Annotated in this window: 16 protein-coding genes and 1 tRNA gene; 4 read left to right on the plus strand and 13 right to left on the minus strand. The window is 64.8% G+C overall.

Features of this window, described 5'->3' with window-relative positions; translation table 11 throughout:
• Positions 1–51: 51 nt before the first annotated feature.
• Positions 52–1164: a GTP cyclohydrolase II gene (gene ribA / locus CCC_RS16750; protein ID WP_009870428.1), complete on the minus strand. Its 1113-nt coding sequence runs from the start codon at positions 1162–1164 to the stop codon at positions 52–54.
• A 162-nt stretch (positions 1165–1326) separates the two neighbouring features.
• Here ribA and CCC_RS16755 point away from each other — a divergent pair, with 162 nt between their 5' ends.
• Positions 1327–1956: a response regulator transcription factor gene (locus tag CCC_RS16755; protein WP_009870427.1), complete on the plus strand. Its 630-nt coding sequence runs from the start codon at positions 1327–1329 to the stop codon at positions 1954–1956.
• A 9-nt stretch (positions 1957–1965) separates the two neighbouring features.
• On the opposite strand, the gene CCC_RS16760 is transcribed toward CCC_RS16755, so the two are convergent.
• The 5 genes from CCC_RS16760 to CCC_RS16780 all read right to left on the minus strand — a co-directional run bounded on the left by CCC_RS16760 (position 1966) and on the right by CCC_RS16780 (position 9199).
• Positions 1966–2757, minus strand: coding sequence for an exodeoxyribonuclease III (locus CCC_RS16760; protein WP_009870426.1), 792 nt, complete (start codon positions 2755–2757; stop codon positions 1966–1968).
• A gap of 336 nt (positions 2758–3093) precedes the next feature.
• Positions 3094–3744, minus strand: coding sequence for a LolA family protein (locus CCC_RS16765; RefSeq protein ID WP_041042120.1), 651 nt, complete (start codon positions 3742–3744; stop codon positions 3094–3096).
• A gap of 127 nt (positions 3745–3871) precedes the next feature.
• Positions 3872–6289 (minus strand): FtsK/SpoIIIE family DNA translocase, encoded by a 2418-nt coding sequence (locus tag CCC_RS16770; protein WP_041042122.1) that lies wholly within the window; start codon positions 6287–6289, stop codon positions 3872–3874.
• Positions 6290–6297: 8 nt separating this feature from the next.
• Positions 6298–7497, minus strand: coding sequence for an aminotransferase class I/II-fold pyridoxal phosphate-dependent enzyme (locus CCC_RS16775; protein WP_041042124.1), 1200 nt, complete (start codon positions 7495–7497; stop codon positions 6298–6300).
• Between the two features lie 352 nt (positions 7498–7849).
• Positions 7850–9199, minus strand: coding sequence for an ammonium transporter (locus CCC_RS16780; protein ID WP_041042126.1), 1350 nt, complete (start codon positions 9197–9199; stop codon positions 7850–7852).
• Positions 9200–9354: 155 nt separating this feature from the next.
• On the opposite strand from CCC_RS16780, the gene CCC_RS22485 reads away from it, so the two are divergent.
• Complete coding sequence (locus CCC_RS22485; RefSeq protein WP_160295543.1) at positions 9355–9522, plus strand: hypothetical protein; 168 nt, start codon at positions 9355–9357, stop codon at positions 9520–9522.
• A gap of 81 nt (positions 9523–9603) precedes the next feature.
• Here the strand turns inward: CCC_RS22485 and CCC_RS16785 are convergent, their stop codons facing one another.
• Entirely contained in the window at positions 9604–9942 is a 339-nt protein-coding gene (locus tag CCC_RS16785; protein ID WP_008621271.1) for a P-II family nitrogen regulator, read from the minus strand.
• A gap of 330 nt (positions 9943–10272) precedes the next feature.
• Here CCC_RS16785 and CCC_RS16790 point away from each other — a divergent pair, with 330 nt between their 5' ends.
• Entirely contained in the window at positions 10273–11496 is a 1224-nt protein-coding gene (locus CCC_RS16790) for a UbiH/UbiF/VisC/COQ6 family ubiquinone biosynthesis hydroxylase (protein WP_009870421.1), read from the plus strand.
• A gap of 129 nt (positions 11497–11625) precedes the next feature.
• Here CCC_RS16790 and ybaK read toward each other — a convergent pair whose 3' ends face one another.
• Genes ybaK through trxA form a run of 5 tightly spaced genes read right to left on the minus strand, consistent with a single transcriptional unit; the run spans position 11626 to position 14366 of the window.
• Positions 11626–12099 (minus strand): Cys-tRNA(Pro) deacylase, encoded by a 474-nt coding sequence (gene ybaK / locus CCC_RS16795; protein ID WP_009870420.1) that lies wholly within the window; start codon positions 12097–12099, stop codon positions 11626–11628.
• A 5-nt stretch (positions 12100–12104) separates the two neighbouring features.
• Complete coding sequence (locus CCC_RS16800; protein ID WP_009870419.1) at positions 12105–12557, minus strand: gamma-butyrobetaine hydroxylase-like domain-containing protein; 453 nt, start codon at positions 12555–12557, stop codon at positions 12105–12107.
• Entirely contained in the window at positions 12554–12751 is a 198-nt protein-coding gene (locus CCC_RS16805; RefSeq protein ID WP_009870418.1) for a Trm112 family protein, read from the minus strand. Before CCC_RS16805 ends, CCC_RS16800 begins: the two co-directional genes overlap by 4 nt.
• 12 nt (positions 12752–12763) lie before the next feature.
• Positions 12764–13423, minus strand: a complete 660-nt coding sequence (locus CCC_RS16810; protein WP_009870417.1) for an LON peptidase substrate-binding domain-containing protein — start codon at positions 13421–13423, stop codon at positions 12764–12766.
• A 10-nt stretch (positions 13424–13433) separates the two neighbouring features.
• A complete protein-coding gene (gene trxA / locus CCC_RS16815; protein WP_009870416.1) occupies positions 13434–14366 on the minus strand; it encodes a thioredoxin in 933 nt (310 codons plus the stop codon).
• A gap of 188 nt (positions 14367–14554) precedes the next feature.
• On the opposite strand from trxA, the gene CCC_RS16820 reads away from it, so the two are divergent.
• Positions 14555–14629, plus strand: a tRNA-Gly gene (locus CCC_RS16820).
• 66 nt (positions 14630–14695) lie between these two features.
• On the opposite strand, the gene CCC_RS16825 is transcribed toward CCC_RS16820, so the two are convergent.
• The gene (locus CCC_RS16825; RefSeq protein ID WP_041042128.1) at positions 14696–16615 is read right to left on the minus strand and encodes an FAD-binding monooxygenase; all 1920 of its coding nucleotides are present in this window, start codon (positions 16613–16615) and stop codon (positions 14696–14698) included.
• Between the last annotated feature and the right edge of the window lie 32 nt (positions 16616–16647).

Below are 16647 nucleotides of genomic sequence, written 5' to 3' on the forward strand. Positions count from 1 at the left end.
CGCCCGGCAGAACCGGTCTTGCGGCAAAAACCGGACGGCAAATTCTGCCCATTAGAACAGATGGCCGCTTCGTGTCGCTTTGGTGCGCAGATAACCCTGATTGTGGTCATTGGAGGGAAAGACGTGCGGCACGCGCTCGGTCACTTCGATCCCGTGACGCGCCAGGGCATCGACCTTGAGCGGATTGTTGGTCAGCAGCCGGACCCGGCTGATGCCCAATAGCCGCAGCATCTGGGCGGCAGGCAGATAGATGCGCTCGTCATCGTCGAATCCCAGCTGGAGATTGGCGTCCAGGGTGTCGAAGCCGGAATCTTGCAGCTCATAGGCCCGCAGTTTGTTGACCAGGCCGATGCCACGCCCCTCCTGGGCGAGATAGAGCAGGACGCCGCTGCCGGTCTGGGCGATCTCGGCGATGGCGCCCCGCAACTGGTCGCCGCAATCGCAACGAAGACTGCCCAGCAGATCGCCGGTAAAACACTCGGAATGCAGACGGGCCAGGACCGGCTGGTCAGGATCGGGGTCGCCGATGACGATGGCCAGATGCTCGATTCCGCCATCTGAGGGCCGGAAGGCCACGATGCGGGCGTTCTCGGCATTCTCCAACGGCACGCGGGCGGCGCTGACCTGGCGCAGGGAACGGGCGGCGTTTTCCTGATAGCCGGTGATCTGGGCGGCCTCCACCCGCACCGCTTCAGGAGCGGCCGACACGACCAGGGCCAGCACCGCCGCGGGCAGCAGACGGGCCAGCTTGGCCAGGGCGACACAGGCTTCGTCCAGACCGCCAGCGCGGCGGGCATCCAGGCCGGAAAACACCGGCATGGGCAGAGAGCGGGCACCGGGATCGGCCAGCCATGCGATTGTTTCGCCGTCAAAACCATGCCCGGAACTCACCCGGAACACCCCGCTTTCGGTGTCGCCCAGGCCCAGCACACCGGCGCGCCGCCCGGTAAGCGCCAACAGGGTCGGCGATCCCGCCGCCGCCGCCAATTGAGCCAGGCTTTCATCGGACACCGCCTCGGCCGCCATCATCAGCGCCGCACCCTCGGCATGCCCGACCAGCACCAGCCCGCCACGGCGCAGTTCCGCGATGGCGCGATCGACGGCGACGAGGGACGGGGTGGCCAAGGCTTCCGGCTTGGGCGTGGTATCGAGACTTCGGGTCATGGACAGGCTTTGTTTTTCGACCGGCTGGGACCATACAGCCTTTTTTCCGCCTGGAAAAAGGAAAAGCCGTTGTGTTCATCCCCCGCCACAGTTCCGCCCCTTTGCCTTCATCGCCAGAACACATTGCCGTGTGATATAGGGTGGCTATCGGAAAGGCCGAACATGAACGCACCGCCCCGCATTCTCCTCGCCATTGCCGATGCTCCCCTGCGCCGGAGCGTCGCCGATCATCTGCGCGGTACCGCCAATTGGACGGTGACCGAGGCCGCCGATCTGGCGGAGGCGAGGAAAAGCGCACCCGGCCAGGATCTGGCGGTCGTGGATGAATCCCTGGACGGCCCCGCCCTGTGCCTCAACCTGCGCGCTGATGGAATCGTCCTGCCCATGCTTCTGCTGGGTCCGCTGACCCTTCCGCGCTGCTGCGGCGTGGAAGGGGTGGTAACCAAGCCGCTGCGGCTGCCCGCCCTGGCATCGCGCATTCAAGAGATCCTCGCCCGCGCCGCCCAAGGCGTCAGGATCGGCCGCTGGCGTTTCGATGAAACGCGCTCGGTCCTCGATGGCGAGGGGGGGGCCCTGCTCCGCCTGACCGCCAAGGAATCAGCCATTCTATCGCGTCTTCACGGCGCCACCGGGCAGGTGGTGGCGCGCGAGACCTTGCTGGACGAAGTATGGGGCTATGGCGCGGGCATCGATACCCACACCCTGGAAACCCATATCTACAAGCTGCGGCGCAAACTGGGGGCCGGTGTGCTGCTCAGCGAGAGCGGCGGCTACCGGCTGTCATCGGGATAAGCTGGCGTCCTACAGATCGAAATCCACCATCACCGGCACATGATCGGAGGGCTGGGTCCAGGCGCGGGCCTCGCGCGCCACCAGCATGCCGCGCAGACTGGGCGCCAGGGCGGGAGTGACCCAGACATGGTCGAGGCGGCGGCCCCGGTCGTTCTTCTGCCAGTCGGGAGAGCGGTAGCTCCACCAGGTGTACAGCTTGTCCTCGGGCGGCACGAAATGGCGCATGGCATCGACGAAGGGCACCGAAGCCAGGAAGGCGTTGAGCAGATCCACCTCGGCTGGCGTATGGCTGATCACCTTCAGCATCTGCTTGTGCGACCAGACATCGTTCTCCAGCGGTGCGATGTTGAAGTCGCCAGCCAGGATCACCTTGTCCTCGGGCCTGATTTCGGCGGCGGCCCAGGCGGTGATTTCGCGCACGAAGTCCAGCTTGTGCGCAAATTTGTCATTGGTCTCGGGATCGGGGATGTCGCCGCCAGCCGGGATATAGAGGCAATGGATTTGCACACCGTTTTCCAGGCGCGCCATCAAATGGCGGCGGTCGTCGCGGCCGCAGCGCGACATTGGCCGCCACTCGGCGATGGGCAGGCGCGACAGGATGGCCACGCCGTTATAGCCCTTCATACCGTGGAAGGCGATGTGCCCGAACCCCATCTCCCGGCATTGGTCCAAGGGGAATAAGGGGTCGTCGACCTTGATCTCCTGCAAGCAGATGATATCGGGATTCATCACCGACGCCACCTGGCTCAGGAGATCGATGCGAAGGCGGATTGAATTGATGTTCCAGGTGACGAGGCGCAATCGAGGCTACTCCGGTTTAGACGGATGAGATGAATTCCGACGAGCCCTTGAGGCGAGGAGGCAAGGCCAAGGGCCGTCGCGCCTTATGGCGCGAAAGCCAAGCGGCCTGCAAGGCCGCGCCCGGCGACTGAGGGACATAGCAAACGAAAAGGGCGCCCGGTCAGGGGGGTAACCGGGCGCCCTATTGCTCCGTGTGGAGCGGCGGGGTGGCAGGGGAAACCAACCCCGCGAGGGCCGGACCATTGCAGTCTCGGCCGCGCTCCATGGAATCTGGGGAGTCGTTTCCCCCTTCACAGGCGCCAGTAACGCATGGCCGCCATGCGCTACAAGCATGTCTCAGTTGCCGGTATTGAGAGTCGGCGCGGTGAACTTGGGATTCTTGAACTCGAACAGCTTGGCATCCAGGGTCAGGCCGCTTTGCGCCTGATAAAGCGAAACCGTGGTCACCTGATGCTGGGCATCCTTGACCTGCCACTGGCGCAGCGCGAAGGGCTTGTCGGAGAAGACCAGGGTGATCTCACCCGAGGCCGGGTCTTCGGCTTCCACCACCGAGATGCGCACCACGCCGGGCAGGCGGACCACCCGGGTCACCGCCACGTCGCCACCGTTCAGCCGGACATTGGGCCGCACCAGGATACCAGCCGGGGTGGAGCCCAGCGGGATATAGCTGGGCTCGCCCAATTGCTGGTCATGGACGATGAGAAAGCTGCCATCGGCCACCACCAGCAGCGGGCTGGGCGGATCATATTGCAGCCGCAACTTGCCCGGCCGCGACAGATAGGCATCGCCCTCCACCGAGGCGCCGTTGGGCGAGACCTGAAGAAAGCGGGCCTTCAAGGTGGTGACGCCGTTGAGATAGTCCTCGGCCCGCTCGATATCGGCCTTGTCCTGGGCGGACAGGGGCAGGCGCGCCGGTTGGGCGGCCTGGGCCGTGGTCAGAAGAAGGCTGCACAACACCGCAGCCACGCTGAATCTAAATCCACCCATCGTCTCTCGTTCCCATTCAGTCCTGTGCCGCCGTCATCGTGAGTCGCCACGAAGGCACGAAGAATATGGAAGAAATATGGTCTTCGTTCTTCCCTTCGTGCCTTCGCGCCTTCGGGGTGAAAATTTTTTAATACTCGACCCCGGTGCGGGCCAGGACTTCGCGTTTGCCCACATGATTGGGCTTGCCCACCACGCCTTCCGATTCCATGCGCTCGATCAGGCGGGCGGCGCGGTTATAGCCGATCTGAAGATGACGCTGCACGAAGGAGGTGGACGCCTTGTTCTCGCGGCAGACCAGGGCCACGGCCTGATCATAGAGATCATCGCCCGACCCGCCGCCTTCGCCGCCGCCTTGGCCGAATTCCGTCTGCTCTTCCTCGGTCACCGCCTCCACATAGGACGGCTCGCCCTGGGAGCGCAGATGTTCGACCACCTTCTCCACCTCGTCGTCGGAGACAAAGGGGCCGTGAACGCGGGTCACGCGGCCGCCCGAGGCCATGTACAGCATGTCGCCCTGACCCAGCAGCTGCTCGGCGCCCTGCTCGCCCAGAATGGTGCGGCTGTCGATCTTGCTGGTTACCTGGAAGGAGATGCGGGTGGGGAAATTGGCCTTGATGGTGCCGGTGATGACATCCACCGAGGGGCGCTGGGTGGCCATCAGGATATGAATTCCGGCGGCGCGCGCCATCTGGGCCAGACGCTGAACGGCGGCTTCGATATCCTTGCCCGCCACCAGCATCAGATCGGCCATCTCATCGACGATGACCACGATGAAGGGCAGCGGCTCCAGCGCCAGGGTCTGTTCCTCGTAGAGCGGCTTGCCGGTATCGGGGTCAAAGCCGGTCTGCACCGTACGGGTCAGCACCTCGCCCCGGTCGCGGGCCTCGGCCAGACGGTGGTTGTAGCCAGCGATGTTACGCACGCCCAACTGGCTCATGGCGCGGTAGCGGTCTTCCATCTCGCGCACCGCCCATTTCAGGGCCACCACCGCCTTGCCCGGCTCGGTGACCACCGGGGCCAGCAGATGGGGAATGCCGTCATAGACGGAGAGTTCCAGCATCTTGGGATCGATCATGATGATCCGGCACTCTTCCGGCGTCAGGCGGTAGAGCAGGGACAGGATCATGGTGTTGATGGCCACCGACTTGCCCGAGCCGGTGGTGCCAGCGATCAGCAGATGGGGCATGCGGGCCAGATCGACCATCACCGGCGCGCCGCCGATATCCTTGCCCAGCACGAGAGTCAGCTTGGCCGAGGCCTTCTCGAACTGCTCGGCGGCCAAAAGCTCGCGCAAATAGACCGTTTCCCGCTTCTGGTTGGGCAATTCGATGCCGATGACGCTGCGCCCCGGAACCGTGGCGATGCGCACCGAGAGCGCGCTCATGGACCGCGCGATATCATCGGCCAGACCGATCACCCGGCTGGTCTTGGTCCCCGGCGCCGGTTCCAGCTCGTAAAGCGTCACCACCGGGCCGGGCCGGACCTTCACCACCTTGCCGTTGACGCCGAAATCGGACAGCACCTCTTCCAGAAGGCGGGCGTTCTGGGCCAGGCCGTCCTGGTTGATGCGCGTCTGGCCCTGCTCTGGCGCAGGCGCCAGCAGAGTGAGCGGCGGCACTTGATAGCCCGAACCGGGTGGCGGCGCCCCGAGATCCAGCGTGCCCTGGCGGGCGGCGCGCTCGCGCTTGCCCGGCGTCACCGGCGGCCGCTTGGGCTGGACCAGGGAACCGGCGGGCGGCGGCGGCTCGGCCATGGAGTCCAGGGGTGGCGGGACGAAGGGATCGTCGTCATCCTCGTCCTCGTCGGCCAGCGGCGGCATGGGCACCGGCTGCGCCCGCGCCGGAACCGGGCGCAGCACCGGATCCACGCGGCGGATGCCCGGCTCTTGCTCGGCGAAGGGATGGGCGCGCAGGGCCGAGGCCGCTTGACCGGCAGCGCTGGCCATATCCAGGGAACGCCGCCCCAATCCGGCCCATTCGGCAGCCGTCAGGCCCAGCACGAAGACACTGGCCCCCAGACCGGCCAGCAGGGCGGCGGGACCGGCGATCCAGGCGAATTCGGGCGGCAGCACCAGACCCAGGCCCTTGACCAGAATCTGCCCCAAGGCACCGCCGGGACCGGCGGGAAGCGATGGCATGGCCGGAAGCGGCAGGGCCGCCAGGGCCAGCCCCCAAACCACCATGGTGGGCGGCAATATCATCAGGCGCAGCGCCCAGCGACCGGGCAGACGTACCCTGATCAGCACCAATAGACCCCAGACCACCCAGGTCAGGGCCAGAATGGCCCCGCCCCAGCCCACCGCCTGGAACAGAAAATCGGCGAACCAGGCCCCAGGACGGCCCAGGGCGTTGATCACCGGATCGCTGGTGACGGTATCGAAACTGGAATCATGGGGGTCGGCGGTAACCAGGGCGGCCAGACCGGCCGCGCCTAAGGCCAGCATGGCCAGACCGCCCAACTGGGTCAGGCGGCGGCGCAGAAAATCCACGGTTCCGCGCGGCAGGAACCCGCCCGACGGCATGGTTTTGCGCGATGGAGCCGCCATCTTTCCGTTTAACCCCCCAAAATGGCCGCAAGGCGGGCCAGCGCCGCCTCGGTGGTGGCCAGATCATGGACCAGGGCAACGCGGATGAACCGGCTGCCCGGATTGCCCTCTTCGGAATCCTCGGCCGCCAGATAGGCGCCGGGCAGGACCCGCATATCGCCCTCTCGCCACAGCTTGACCGCCGCCGCCTCGCCGTCGCCCACATCCAGCCACAGGAAAAAGCCGCCAGCCGGGCGGTAAAAACCGAAACGCTGGCCAAGGATACGCTCGGCCACATCCAGCTTGGCGCGGTAAAGATCGCCGCTCTCCCTCACATGGGCTTCGTCGCGCCACAAAGCGGCGGCAACGGCGGCGATGGGCAGCGGCGTGGCGGCCCCGCCATAGGAGCGCAGGCGGGCAAAGGCGTGGATGACCTTTTCATCCCCGACCACGATCCCAGAGCGCAGCCCAGGCACGCTTGACCGTTTCGATAGTGAATTGAACATCAAGACATTGCCGAGCCCCTCGCCCAGGGCGGCGCAGATGGACAGAACTCCGGGCGGCGGTGCCTTGTCCCAGATCTCGGAATAGCACTCGTCCACCGCCAGGACGAAACCGTGGCGCCGTGCGGTCTGAACCTGACGCTCCAGCAGAGCGGCATCGGCCACCGAGCCTTGGGGATTGGCCGGACTGCACACATAGGCCAGGGCGGTGCGGTCCAGGATATCGGGGGGCAGAGTGGAAAAGTCGGGCTGGCTGGCCGGGCCATCGGCGCCGGGCACGAAGACGGGATCGGCGCCCGCCATCACCGCCGCACCGGCATAGACCTGATAGAAGGGATTGGGCAGCAGCACCAGGGGCCGTTGGCCGCCACGGTCGCCGCACACGGTCTGGGCGATCAGATACAGGGCCTCGCGGGTGCCAGCCACTGGCAGGACCGCCTTTTCCGGATCGATCAACCCTTGGGGCAGGCCGTAACGGCGCCCGGCCCAGTCCGCCACCGCTTGGCGCAGTTCGGCCGGGCCGTTGGCCGGGGGATATTTGCCCCACAGCGAGGCATTGGCCGCCAGGACCTCGGCCACCAGGGCGGGCGGGCGGTGCTGGGGCTCGCCGATGGACATGACGATGGAATCGGGCCGGGCGGGACCGCCCAGCAGCTTGGCCAAACGGGCGAAGGGATAGTCGGGCAGACCGTCGAGACGGGCGTCGAGATGGGGAGCGATGGTCATGTCTTTTGCGCGGGCCGAGGCAAACGTTGGCAGAACATTGGAGTATTACCCTATTCCCCGCTCTCGCCCCAGGGGGAAGTTGAACCGCGCCGCTTATGCCGCAGGGCGGAGCCCACAAGAAACTTTCGTTGGCCCGACATCCGCGCCCGGCGACTGAGGGACAAGAACAATCCACCGGCCTGCCCAGGGCCGGTTAGGCCCAAGGGGCCGCGCGGCTTATGCCGCGAGAGCCAAGGGTTTCGCCGGAAACCCGCCCGGCGACTGAGGGACACATAAAAGAAAAGAGCGCCGGGTTTCCCCGACGCTCTCCTCAACCTCTCTCCCGCGGCGACGGGTCGAGGCCTTTTTAAGATCAGTGGACGGTTTCGCCGTGCAGGGCGATGTCCAGACCTTCACGCTCTTCCTCGGCGGTGACCCGCAGACCCATGACCATGTCGATGGCCTTGAGCAGGATGAACGACACCACGGCGGTGTAGACCAGGGTGGTCAGCACGCCATAGACCTGGGTCATGACCTGAGCGCCGTTGCCTTCCAGCAGACCGGCGGTGCCGCCGATCTTCTCGACCGCGAAGACACCGGTCAGGATGGCGCCGATGATGCCGCCGATACCGTGCACGCCGAAGGCGTCCAGGGAGTCGTCGTACTTCAGGGCATGCTTGAGGCCAGTGGCGCCCCAGTAGCAGAGCACGCCAGCAACCAGGCCGATGACCAGGGCGCCCTTGACGTCCACGAAGCCGGAAGCGGGAGTGATGGCGACCAGACCGGCCACGGCACCCGAGATGATGCCCAGAGCGGAGGGCTTCTTGCGCAGCACCCACTCGGCCAGCATCCAGGAGACGGCGGCGGCGGCGGCACCCACCTGGGTCACGGCCATGGCCATGCCCGCACGGCCATCGGCGGCCACGGCGGAACCGGCGTTGAAGCCGAACCAGCCCACCCACAGCAGCGAGGCGCCGATGATGGACAGCGACAGGTTATGGGGAGCCATGTTGTCGGTGCCATAGCCCTTGCGCGGCCCCAGGATCAAGCAGGCGACCAGACCGGCGATACCGGCATTGATGTGCACCACGGTGCCGCCAGCGAAGTCGAGCACGCCCAGCTTGGCCAGGAAACCAACGGCGCCACCCTTCTCGTCGAGCATCCACACCCAATGGCAGATGGGCGCGTAGACGACCAGCAGCCACAGGCTCATGAACACCAGCATGGAGGAGAACTTCATGCGGTCGGCGAAAGCGCCGGTGATCAGGGCCGGGGTGATGATGGCAAAGGTCATCTGGAACATCATGAACACCGATTCGGGAACCGGGTTCGGCAGGGCCAGGGCGGCCTTGTCCAGACCGTTCAGCAGAAAGCGGTCCAGACCGCCGATGAACGGACCCTCGCCGGTGAAGGCCAGGGAGTAACCGATGATCACCCACAGCAGGGTGACGACGCAGGTGATGGCGAAGCTCTGCATCATGGTGCCCAGCACGTTCTTCTTGCGAACCATGCCAGCATAGAACAGGGCCAGGCCGGGGATGGTCATCATCAGCACCAGGGCGGTGGAGGTGAGCATCCAGGCGGTGGCGCCGGTATCGAGCACCACCGGAGCGGCCGCGGCGGCCGGAGCGGCGGCCTCTTCAGCACCCGCCACCGAGGCGAGAAGCGTAAGGCCGAGCGCGGGGCCTACGCTTAACAGAACGGACTTCAAACGATTGCTCATGTTTACCCCCGAAGCGGCTCAGCGAATGAATGTGACCGGCCATTTATGATCCTCGGCACGATCGGCTGCCTGTTCATTAACAAGAACCGTGCCAAGTGCCGCAAAGGCGCGGATTTACGCGATTCCCTTTTCCAGGGAGCAAGGATGATCCTCGGATGGCCGTCGCCATGATGAAGTTTTGGGCAGCAAAATCAGGGCATGGTCAAATTTTGTGCTGGGCCAATATTGTGCCGGAAATACTCCTATCGCCGAAGAATCGCCAGGTGAAGGACGTGAAAACGGACAAAACAAAAGCCCGGAAGACCTTGGTCTTCCGGGCTTGAGGGCTTGCACCGCTGGCGGCGGATCCCCTGATCCAGACGCTTGGAACCCAAGCGTCTGGGGAGGATCGCCCAAGCAGAATGTCAGAGCGCTTCCGCGTTGCTTTCGCCGGTGCGGATGCGGTAGGCCTGCTGGATCTCGGTGACGAACACCTTGCCGTCACCGATCTTGCCGGTGCGGGCAGCGGTCTGGATGGCTTCCACCACGCGGTCGACCAGATCGTCGTTGACGGCGACCTCGATCTTCACCTTGGGCAGGAAGTTCACCACGTATTCGGCGCCGCGATAGATTTCGGTTTGTCCCTTCTGGCGGCCGAAGCCCTTGACTTCGCTCACGGTCAGGCCTTGGACGCCCAACGGCGTCAGGGCCTCGCGAACCTCGTCGAGCTTGAAGGGCTTGATGATGGCCATGATCAGCTTCATCTTGGGGTCCCCATGCAATTCCAGGGATCCGTCGTCCCGGTGCGGAGTCCGCCGATACCTGAGGCGGGCCGAAAGACGGATCACAGTTGATCGGTCGCAAGCCTTCTTGCGAATGTTCCGCTGCCCTTTCCCATTCAAGCGGCATGCCGAAATCAGGCCCTCATCTGAAATAAGTGGAAAATGCCGCTTTCCCAAGGTGTTGGGGCGGGCCACCTCAAATCATCCGCACGAATCTTGAGCGCCTTTTACCCTCATTTGCCTGTTTCCTCGGCGATTCTTATGGGCATACCCCGCTTGCACCCACCGGCCAAGGGTGGCAGAACAGGTCTCATGAACAGCCCTTCCCCCCTGCGCGTCGATGTCTTGATCAATGGTGGCGGCCCGGTCGGCGCTCTGCTGGCCACGCTTCTGGGCCGGGTCGGAATCCGCGTGGCGGTGATCGAGACGGCCCCGCCCGAGATTCTCGCCCGCCCCGGTTCGGATGCCAGGGCCATCGCCATCGCCTATACGGCGCGCAAGGTCATCGCCGCCACCGGGGCCTGGGAGGGTATGAAGGACGAGGCGGGCGAAATCCTTGAGATCCGCGTCACCGACGACGGTTCGCCCCTGTTCTTGCACTATGACCACCAGGATATCGGCGACGAGCCCCTGGGCTGGATCGTCCCCAATCCCGCCATCCGCCGCGAATTGCTGGGTGCCCTGGCGCGGGTGCCGGATGTTACCTTGCTGGCGCCTGCCCGATTGAAGCGGCTCGAGCGCCTGCCCCACCGGGTCGAGGCGGAACTGGAAGACGGCCGCGTCATCCACGCCGCCCTGGCGGTGGCCGCCGACGGGCGCGGCTCGGTCCTGCGGCAACAGGCGGGCATCAAGGTGACGCGGCGCGACTACCATGAGAGCGGCATCGTCTGCATCATGGCGCATGAAAAGCCCCATCAGGGCATTGCCCATGAGCGCTTCCTGCCCGCCGGACCCTTCGCCATCCTGCCCCTGGCGGGAAACCGCAGCGGCATCGTATGGACCGAGAGCAACCATGTGGCCGCCGCCATCTGCGCCCAGGATGACGAGGCCTTCCGCGCCGAGCTGGCCGCCAAAGTGGGCGGTTTCCTGGGCGAGATCCATGTCGAGGGTCCGCGCTTTCACCACCCGCTCACCCTGCAATTCGCCGAAACCATGATCGACCACCGCCTCGCCCTGATCGGCGACGCCGCCCACGGCATGCACCCAATAGCCGGTCAAGGCATGAATATGGGCATCCGCGACGTGGCCGCCCTGGCCGAGGTGATCGCCGATGCCCTGCGGCTCGGCCTCGATCCCGGCGGGCCGGACGTGCTGGAGCGCTACCAGCGCTGGCGCCGCTTCGACACCATGCTGATGCTGGGCCTCACCGACGGGCTGGACAGGCTGTTCTCCAATGATGTGGAACTGCTGAAGCATGCGCGGCGCCTCGGCTTGGCGGGCGTCCACCAGCTGGGCCACACCAAGCGCTTCTTCATGCGCCACGCCATGGGCCTGGTGGGCGATCTGCCCCGCCTGATGAAAGGCGAGGCGCTGTAGATCGGCGGCATCACGCCGAATTTCACCACGAAGGCTCGAAGGCACGAAGGCTCGCGAAGAAAGGCCTTCCTCCTTCCCTTACCTTCTTTTGCTTCGTGCCTTCGTGGTGAATCGAATTCCAGAGGCGCATCACGCCACCACGGCGGCAGCCTTGGCGCCCAGGGCCTTCAGGGCATCGGCGGGAGCCAGCTTGACCTGCAAGCCCCGCTGGCCGCCATTGATGAACACTTGGGGATGGGCCAGGGCGGCTTGTTCCATCACAGTGGGAACGGCGCGCTTCTGGCCGAAGGGCGAGATGCCGCCCACCACGAAGCCGGTCAGGCGCTCGGCATCGGCGGGTTTCATCATCTGGGCCGATTTGGCCGCCAGGGCGGCGGCCAGTTTCTTCATGGAGACCTCGCAATCGGAGGGCACCACCACGCAGGCGGGCTTGGAATCGGCCAGGACCATCAGGGTCTTCAGCACCATGGAAGGGCTGACGCCCAGGGACTGGGCAGCCTGCATGCCTATTTTGTCGGCATCCGGATCATAGGCATAGGTGCATGTTTCATAGGCAACGCCTGCCTTGTCCAGGGCTTGGGTTGCCCGCGTCGTCTTGGACATGGTGGTCAGCTACAGCCGCAGCCGCCCGACTTGGCCCCGCCACCGCCGCCGCAACCATGGGCCTTGGGGGCCGGAGCCTTGGTCAGAGCCGGGTCGCGCGACAGGCCCAGGGCTTCCAACTCGGCGAGATAATCGGCCCAGATGGCGTCCTGGTTGGCGCCCAGGCCATAGAGGTAGTCCCATGAATAGATGCCGCTGTCATGCAGATCGTCGAAGACCAGCTTGATGGCGTAATTGCCCACCGGCTCGACGCCGATGATTCCCACATGCATGCGGCCCGAGACCACCTGTCTTTGGTCGGGAGAGTGACCCTGAACCTCGGCCGAGGGGCTTTCCACCCGCAGCAATTCGGCGGGAAGGACGAAGGTCTTGCCGTCGGAGAAGGCGACGCGCAGCGTACGGGCCGCCTTGTCCACCTTGATCTCCTCGGGCCAGGGCCGCTCGGCGGGCAGGCTCATGACCGGTCTCCCTCGATGGAGCGGGCCTCGTCCGCCAGCATGATGGGAATGCCGTCGCGGATGGGATAGGCCAGACCGCCCTTGTCGTCCACCAACTCCTGGGCGGCCGCGTCATAGCGCAAGGGTGCGTGGGTGCCGGGCGCCACCAGGATGTCCAGCAGCTTGGTATCGAAGGCCGAAACACGCTCGGGCATGGAAAACCACTCCTAGTGAATGGAGGAACCGCCGGTTTCGTTCAGCAATTCCCGTTGTATCAAGCCAGTCATCAGCTGACAGCGCTCGGCATGACTGGCCGCTTCGAGCAGGGCCTGCTTCTCGGCCGGAGCAAAGGGGCAGGCCATGGCCAGACGCACTGTGAGATCGGCGTCGTCGGCCTTTTCCAATTGGGCAATGTCGGCGCTCATGCCAAGCCCCCCCAGATAGGCGCGAACGATGGACAACAGACCCCGGCGGTCCACCGGGCCGCAATCACTGCCATCCAGATCGGCGCTAAAGGGCGTGTAATCGGCCCTGACCCGGCGATACCCGGCGCGGCCTTCCATCTCGCCCGACAGGCGGAAGCGGCAAACACCCGCGGCGGTGATCAGGTAGCGGCCATCGCCGGTTTCGCCGAAAGCGGTGATCCGTCCCAGGCACCCGACATCGTAGAGCCCCTTGACCGTTCCGCTCTTATCCCTCTCATCCCTGGGCTGGACCAGGGCGAACATGCGGCCCATGCCCAGCGCATCATCGACCATGGCCAGATAGCGCGGCTCGAACACCATGAACGGGCTGCTGCCCTTGGGCAGCAAGATGGCCCCCGACACCGCGAAGACCGGCAGGTCGCGGGGCAGATCGTCCATGCGCAGCTTGCGGTCGGATTGCATGGCCAGGCGTTTAGGAAAACAGCAAGGTGGACAGCCGGGCGCGGCCCGACTTGGCCAGGGGATGGGCAAATCCCAGGACCTCGAAGATCTTGACCAGCTGCTTGCGCGCCGCGTCCTCGTTCCAGGCGCGGTCGCGCTTGAACAGGTCCAGAAGCTCGTCCACCGCCGCCTCGGTCTCGCCCCCGGCGTAATAGGCCAGGGCCAGGTCATAGCGCGCCTGATGATCGTCGGCATTGGCGGCCAGACGGCGGCGCAGCTCGGCGGCCTCGCCCACTCCACCGGCATGACGGGCCAGTTCCAGAGCGGTGGCCACGGCCATGATATCCGCATGCCGCGCGATTTCGGGAGCCAGCCGCTTCAGCATGGATTCCGCCTGCTCGGTCTGTCCCACCGCGATCAGGCAGCGCAGCAGCCCGGCCATGGCCGAAGCGTTGTCGGGGGCTTCTTGCAAAATCTGATTGAAGATTCCGGCGGCGGTCTGGGGGTCGCCCTCTTCCAGCACCTGCCTGGCCTCGGCGATATAGTCGTCGATGGTCGGCCCGGCATTGCCACCGGCGATCAGCTTCTTGACGAAGGACTTAAGCTGGCTTTCCGGCTGGGCGCCGGTGAAGGCGTCCACGGGTCGGCCGCCCTTGAAGGCATAGACGGTGGGAACCGACTGGATGCGCAACTGCGCCGCCAGGTCCTGGTTCTTGTCCACATCCACCTTGACCATGCGCACCGCGCCCCGGGCCTCGCGCACCACCTTTTCCAGGGCGGGACCCAGAGTCTTGCAGGGGCCGCACCAGGTCGCCCAGAAATCGACGATCACCGGCACCTTCTGGGACATCTCGATGACATCGGCCACGAAGGTGGCGGTGGTGGTGTCCTTGATCAGTTCGCCCGGCACGCCCTGGGCGGCGCCGGGGGCTCCTTTGGCGCCGGAATTGAAGATCAGGTCCATGGCAGTTTCCGTCCCGATGGTCGCGGTTTTGACCCGCAATAGATGGACCGTTGCCGCTTGTCTGGCAAGTCCAAACCCCACCGGAAAACGGTCGGGGAGAAACCATGCGAAAAAGTGCTTGCGTCGGCCAATTCTTTTCGTATTATCCGGGCCTCCGCAGCCGAGAGGCAGCGGAAACGCCGATCAGAGCGGGCGTAGCTCAGGGGTAGAGCACAACCTTGCCAAGGTTGGGGTCGAGGGTTCGAATCCCTTCGCCCGCTCCAATCGGACCAGCCAAAAAGCCGCGGGAAACCGCGGCTTTTTGCTTTTCCCGGCCAACGACGAAATGCTCAGACGGTTTTCAGCACGCGGGCAAAGAACCGGCTGAGTCCTTCGTGATCATCCAAGGGCAGGATCTCGGCCACATACTGATCGGGACGAACCACGATCAGGCAGCCCCGAGCCCGGTCGATTCCCCGCATGTCGTAGATATGTCTGGCGCCTTTGAAATCGGGACAGAACACTTTCTCGTAATCCTTCAGGCCGTACCGGCCCTTGGGCGGAACCAGCAGGGGGTGAAGGGTTTCAAGCCGCATATCCCGATGGGGAGTCTGAAACACGGCGCGCAGATCGATGACGGCGTCGATGTCGCTGCCCTCGGGGGTGTGGCGCCGAAGGGGCGAGGCCTCGTGGCCGTCCAGGACGTTGCACAAGGCACGGATACCGCAGTCCGAGGACATGGGCGCGGCTTGGCCGGCGAAGGCAAAGACATGCCAGCGGCCATCGGCCTCAATGCAATGGCCCAATTGCATGGGTTTGGCATCGGCCAGCCGGATGACCGGGGCCGAATGAAAGCGCATGCCGAGCACCTGGCCCTTGGCGAGATCCTGATGCTTTCCCTCCCCCACCAGGGCGGAGGGCTGATAGCGGATGGCCGTTCCGGCAGTGAAACGACCGAATTGGGTGAAGTAGCGCTGAAATTCGGCCGGGTCGACGCCGTCGGGATTGTCCGGTGATTTGGGCTTGGCGCTGAACATCCGAGCCAGTTCGCGGTCAAAATCGATGAGCTGTCTGGCGATGTCCTGGCGCTCGGACGAATAGGAGAGCAACAACTCGGCAGGGGCGCGCCCGTCCAGCACATGGGCCAATTTCCAGCCGAGATTCCAGGTGTCGTTGACCGAAGTGTTCAGGCCCTGCCCCGCCTTGGGGCTGTGGGTATGGCAGGCATCGCCGGCGAGAAACACGCGCGGTGCCCGGCCCGGCTCGGAATCATCGAAGGCCGTGGTCAGACGCTGGCCGATCTCGTAGACGCTCCACCAGGCCACTTCCTTCACGTCCAGATCATAGGGCGCGATGATGCGTTTGGCCGCCGCGATCAGATAGTCCGACGATATGTCGTCGCGTGAAATGCGCTGATTTTCCTTCAGTTTGTCCAGTTCGATATAGAGGCGCACCATGTATCCGCCCTCACGCGGAATGATGAGCATGTTGCCCTCGTTATTGGAGTGAATCACCGCCTTCAGCCGGATATCGGGAAAGTCGGTCACCACCAGCACATCCATCACGCCCCAGGCCTGGTTGAGCGCATCGCCGACCAATTCCCGCCCGATGGCCTGGCGCACCGTGCTGCGCGCACCATCGCAGCCCACCACATAGCGGGTCCGGACGGTTTCCAGGGTCTTGGAGGTCTGGGAATGGGTAACGGCCCGCTCGAAAGTCAAGCTCACCGGGTAATCCGGTTCGCTCCGATCCACGCTCAGACCGGCCAGCCGCCGTGAATAAAATGGTTCGATCTTGGCCGGGCCCTGGCGCATGACGTCAAGAAACATATCATGAACGCGCGCTTGATTGATGATGACATGCGGCATTTCCGACAGATCATCCTCCACATCCTGGATGCGGTCGCTGCGCATGATTTCCGTCGGCGCTTGGGGATTGGGCTTCCAGAAGGTGACCTCGTTCACGCCATAGGCTTCCTGGATGATCTGATCGGCGAAGCCGTAGGCCTGAAACATCTCCAGGGTGCGGCAAGCCATGCCGTCGGCTTGGCCCACCAGCAGCCGATCATCCTTCATATCGGCGATGCAGGTCCTGATCTTGGGAAACTTCGATAATTGGGCGGCGAGATTGAGCCCGGCCGGGCCGCAGCCGACGATCATCACGTCCACTTCCGCGGGCAGGGGGCGTTTGATGGGCGGCGGTATCACCCTGTCCTGGGGATCGGCGAAACGGGGATCGCCGGGATGAAACCCGTTTTTGTGGAACTGCATGCTTATCCCCCCGACGAAAAAATCTCCTCACC

Source organism: Paramagnetospirillum magnetotacticum MS-1 (assembly GCF_000829825.1).
In the GTDB taxonomy this organism is placed as follows: domain Bacteria; phylum Pseudomonadota; class Alphaproteobacteria; order Rhodospirillales; family Magnetospirillaceae; genus Phaeospirillum; species Phaeospirillum magnetotacticum.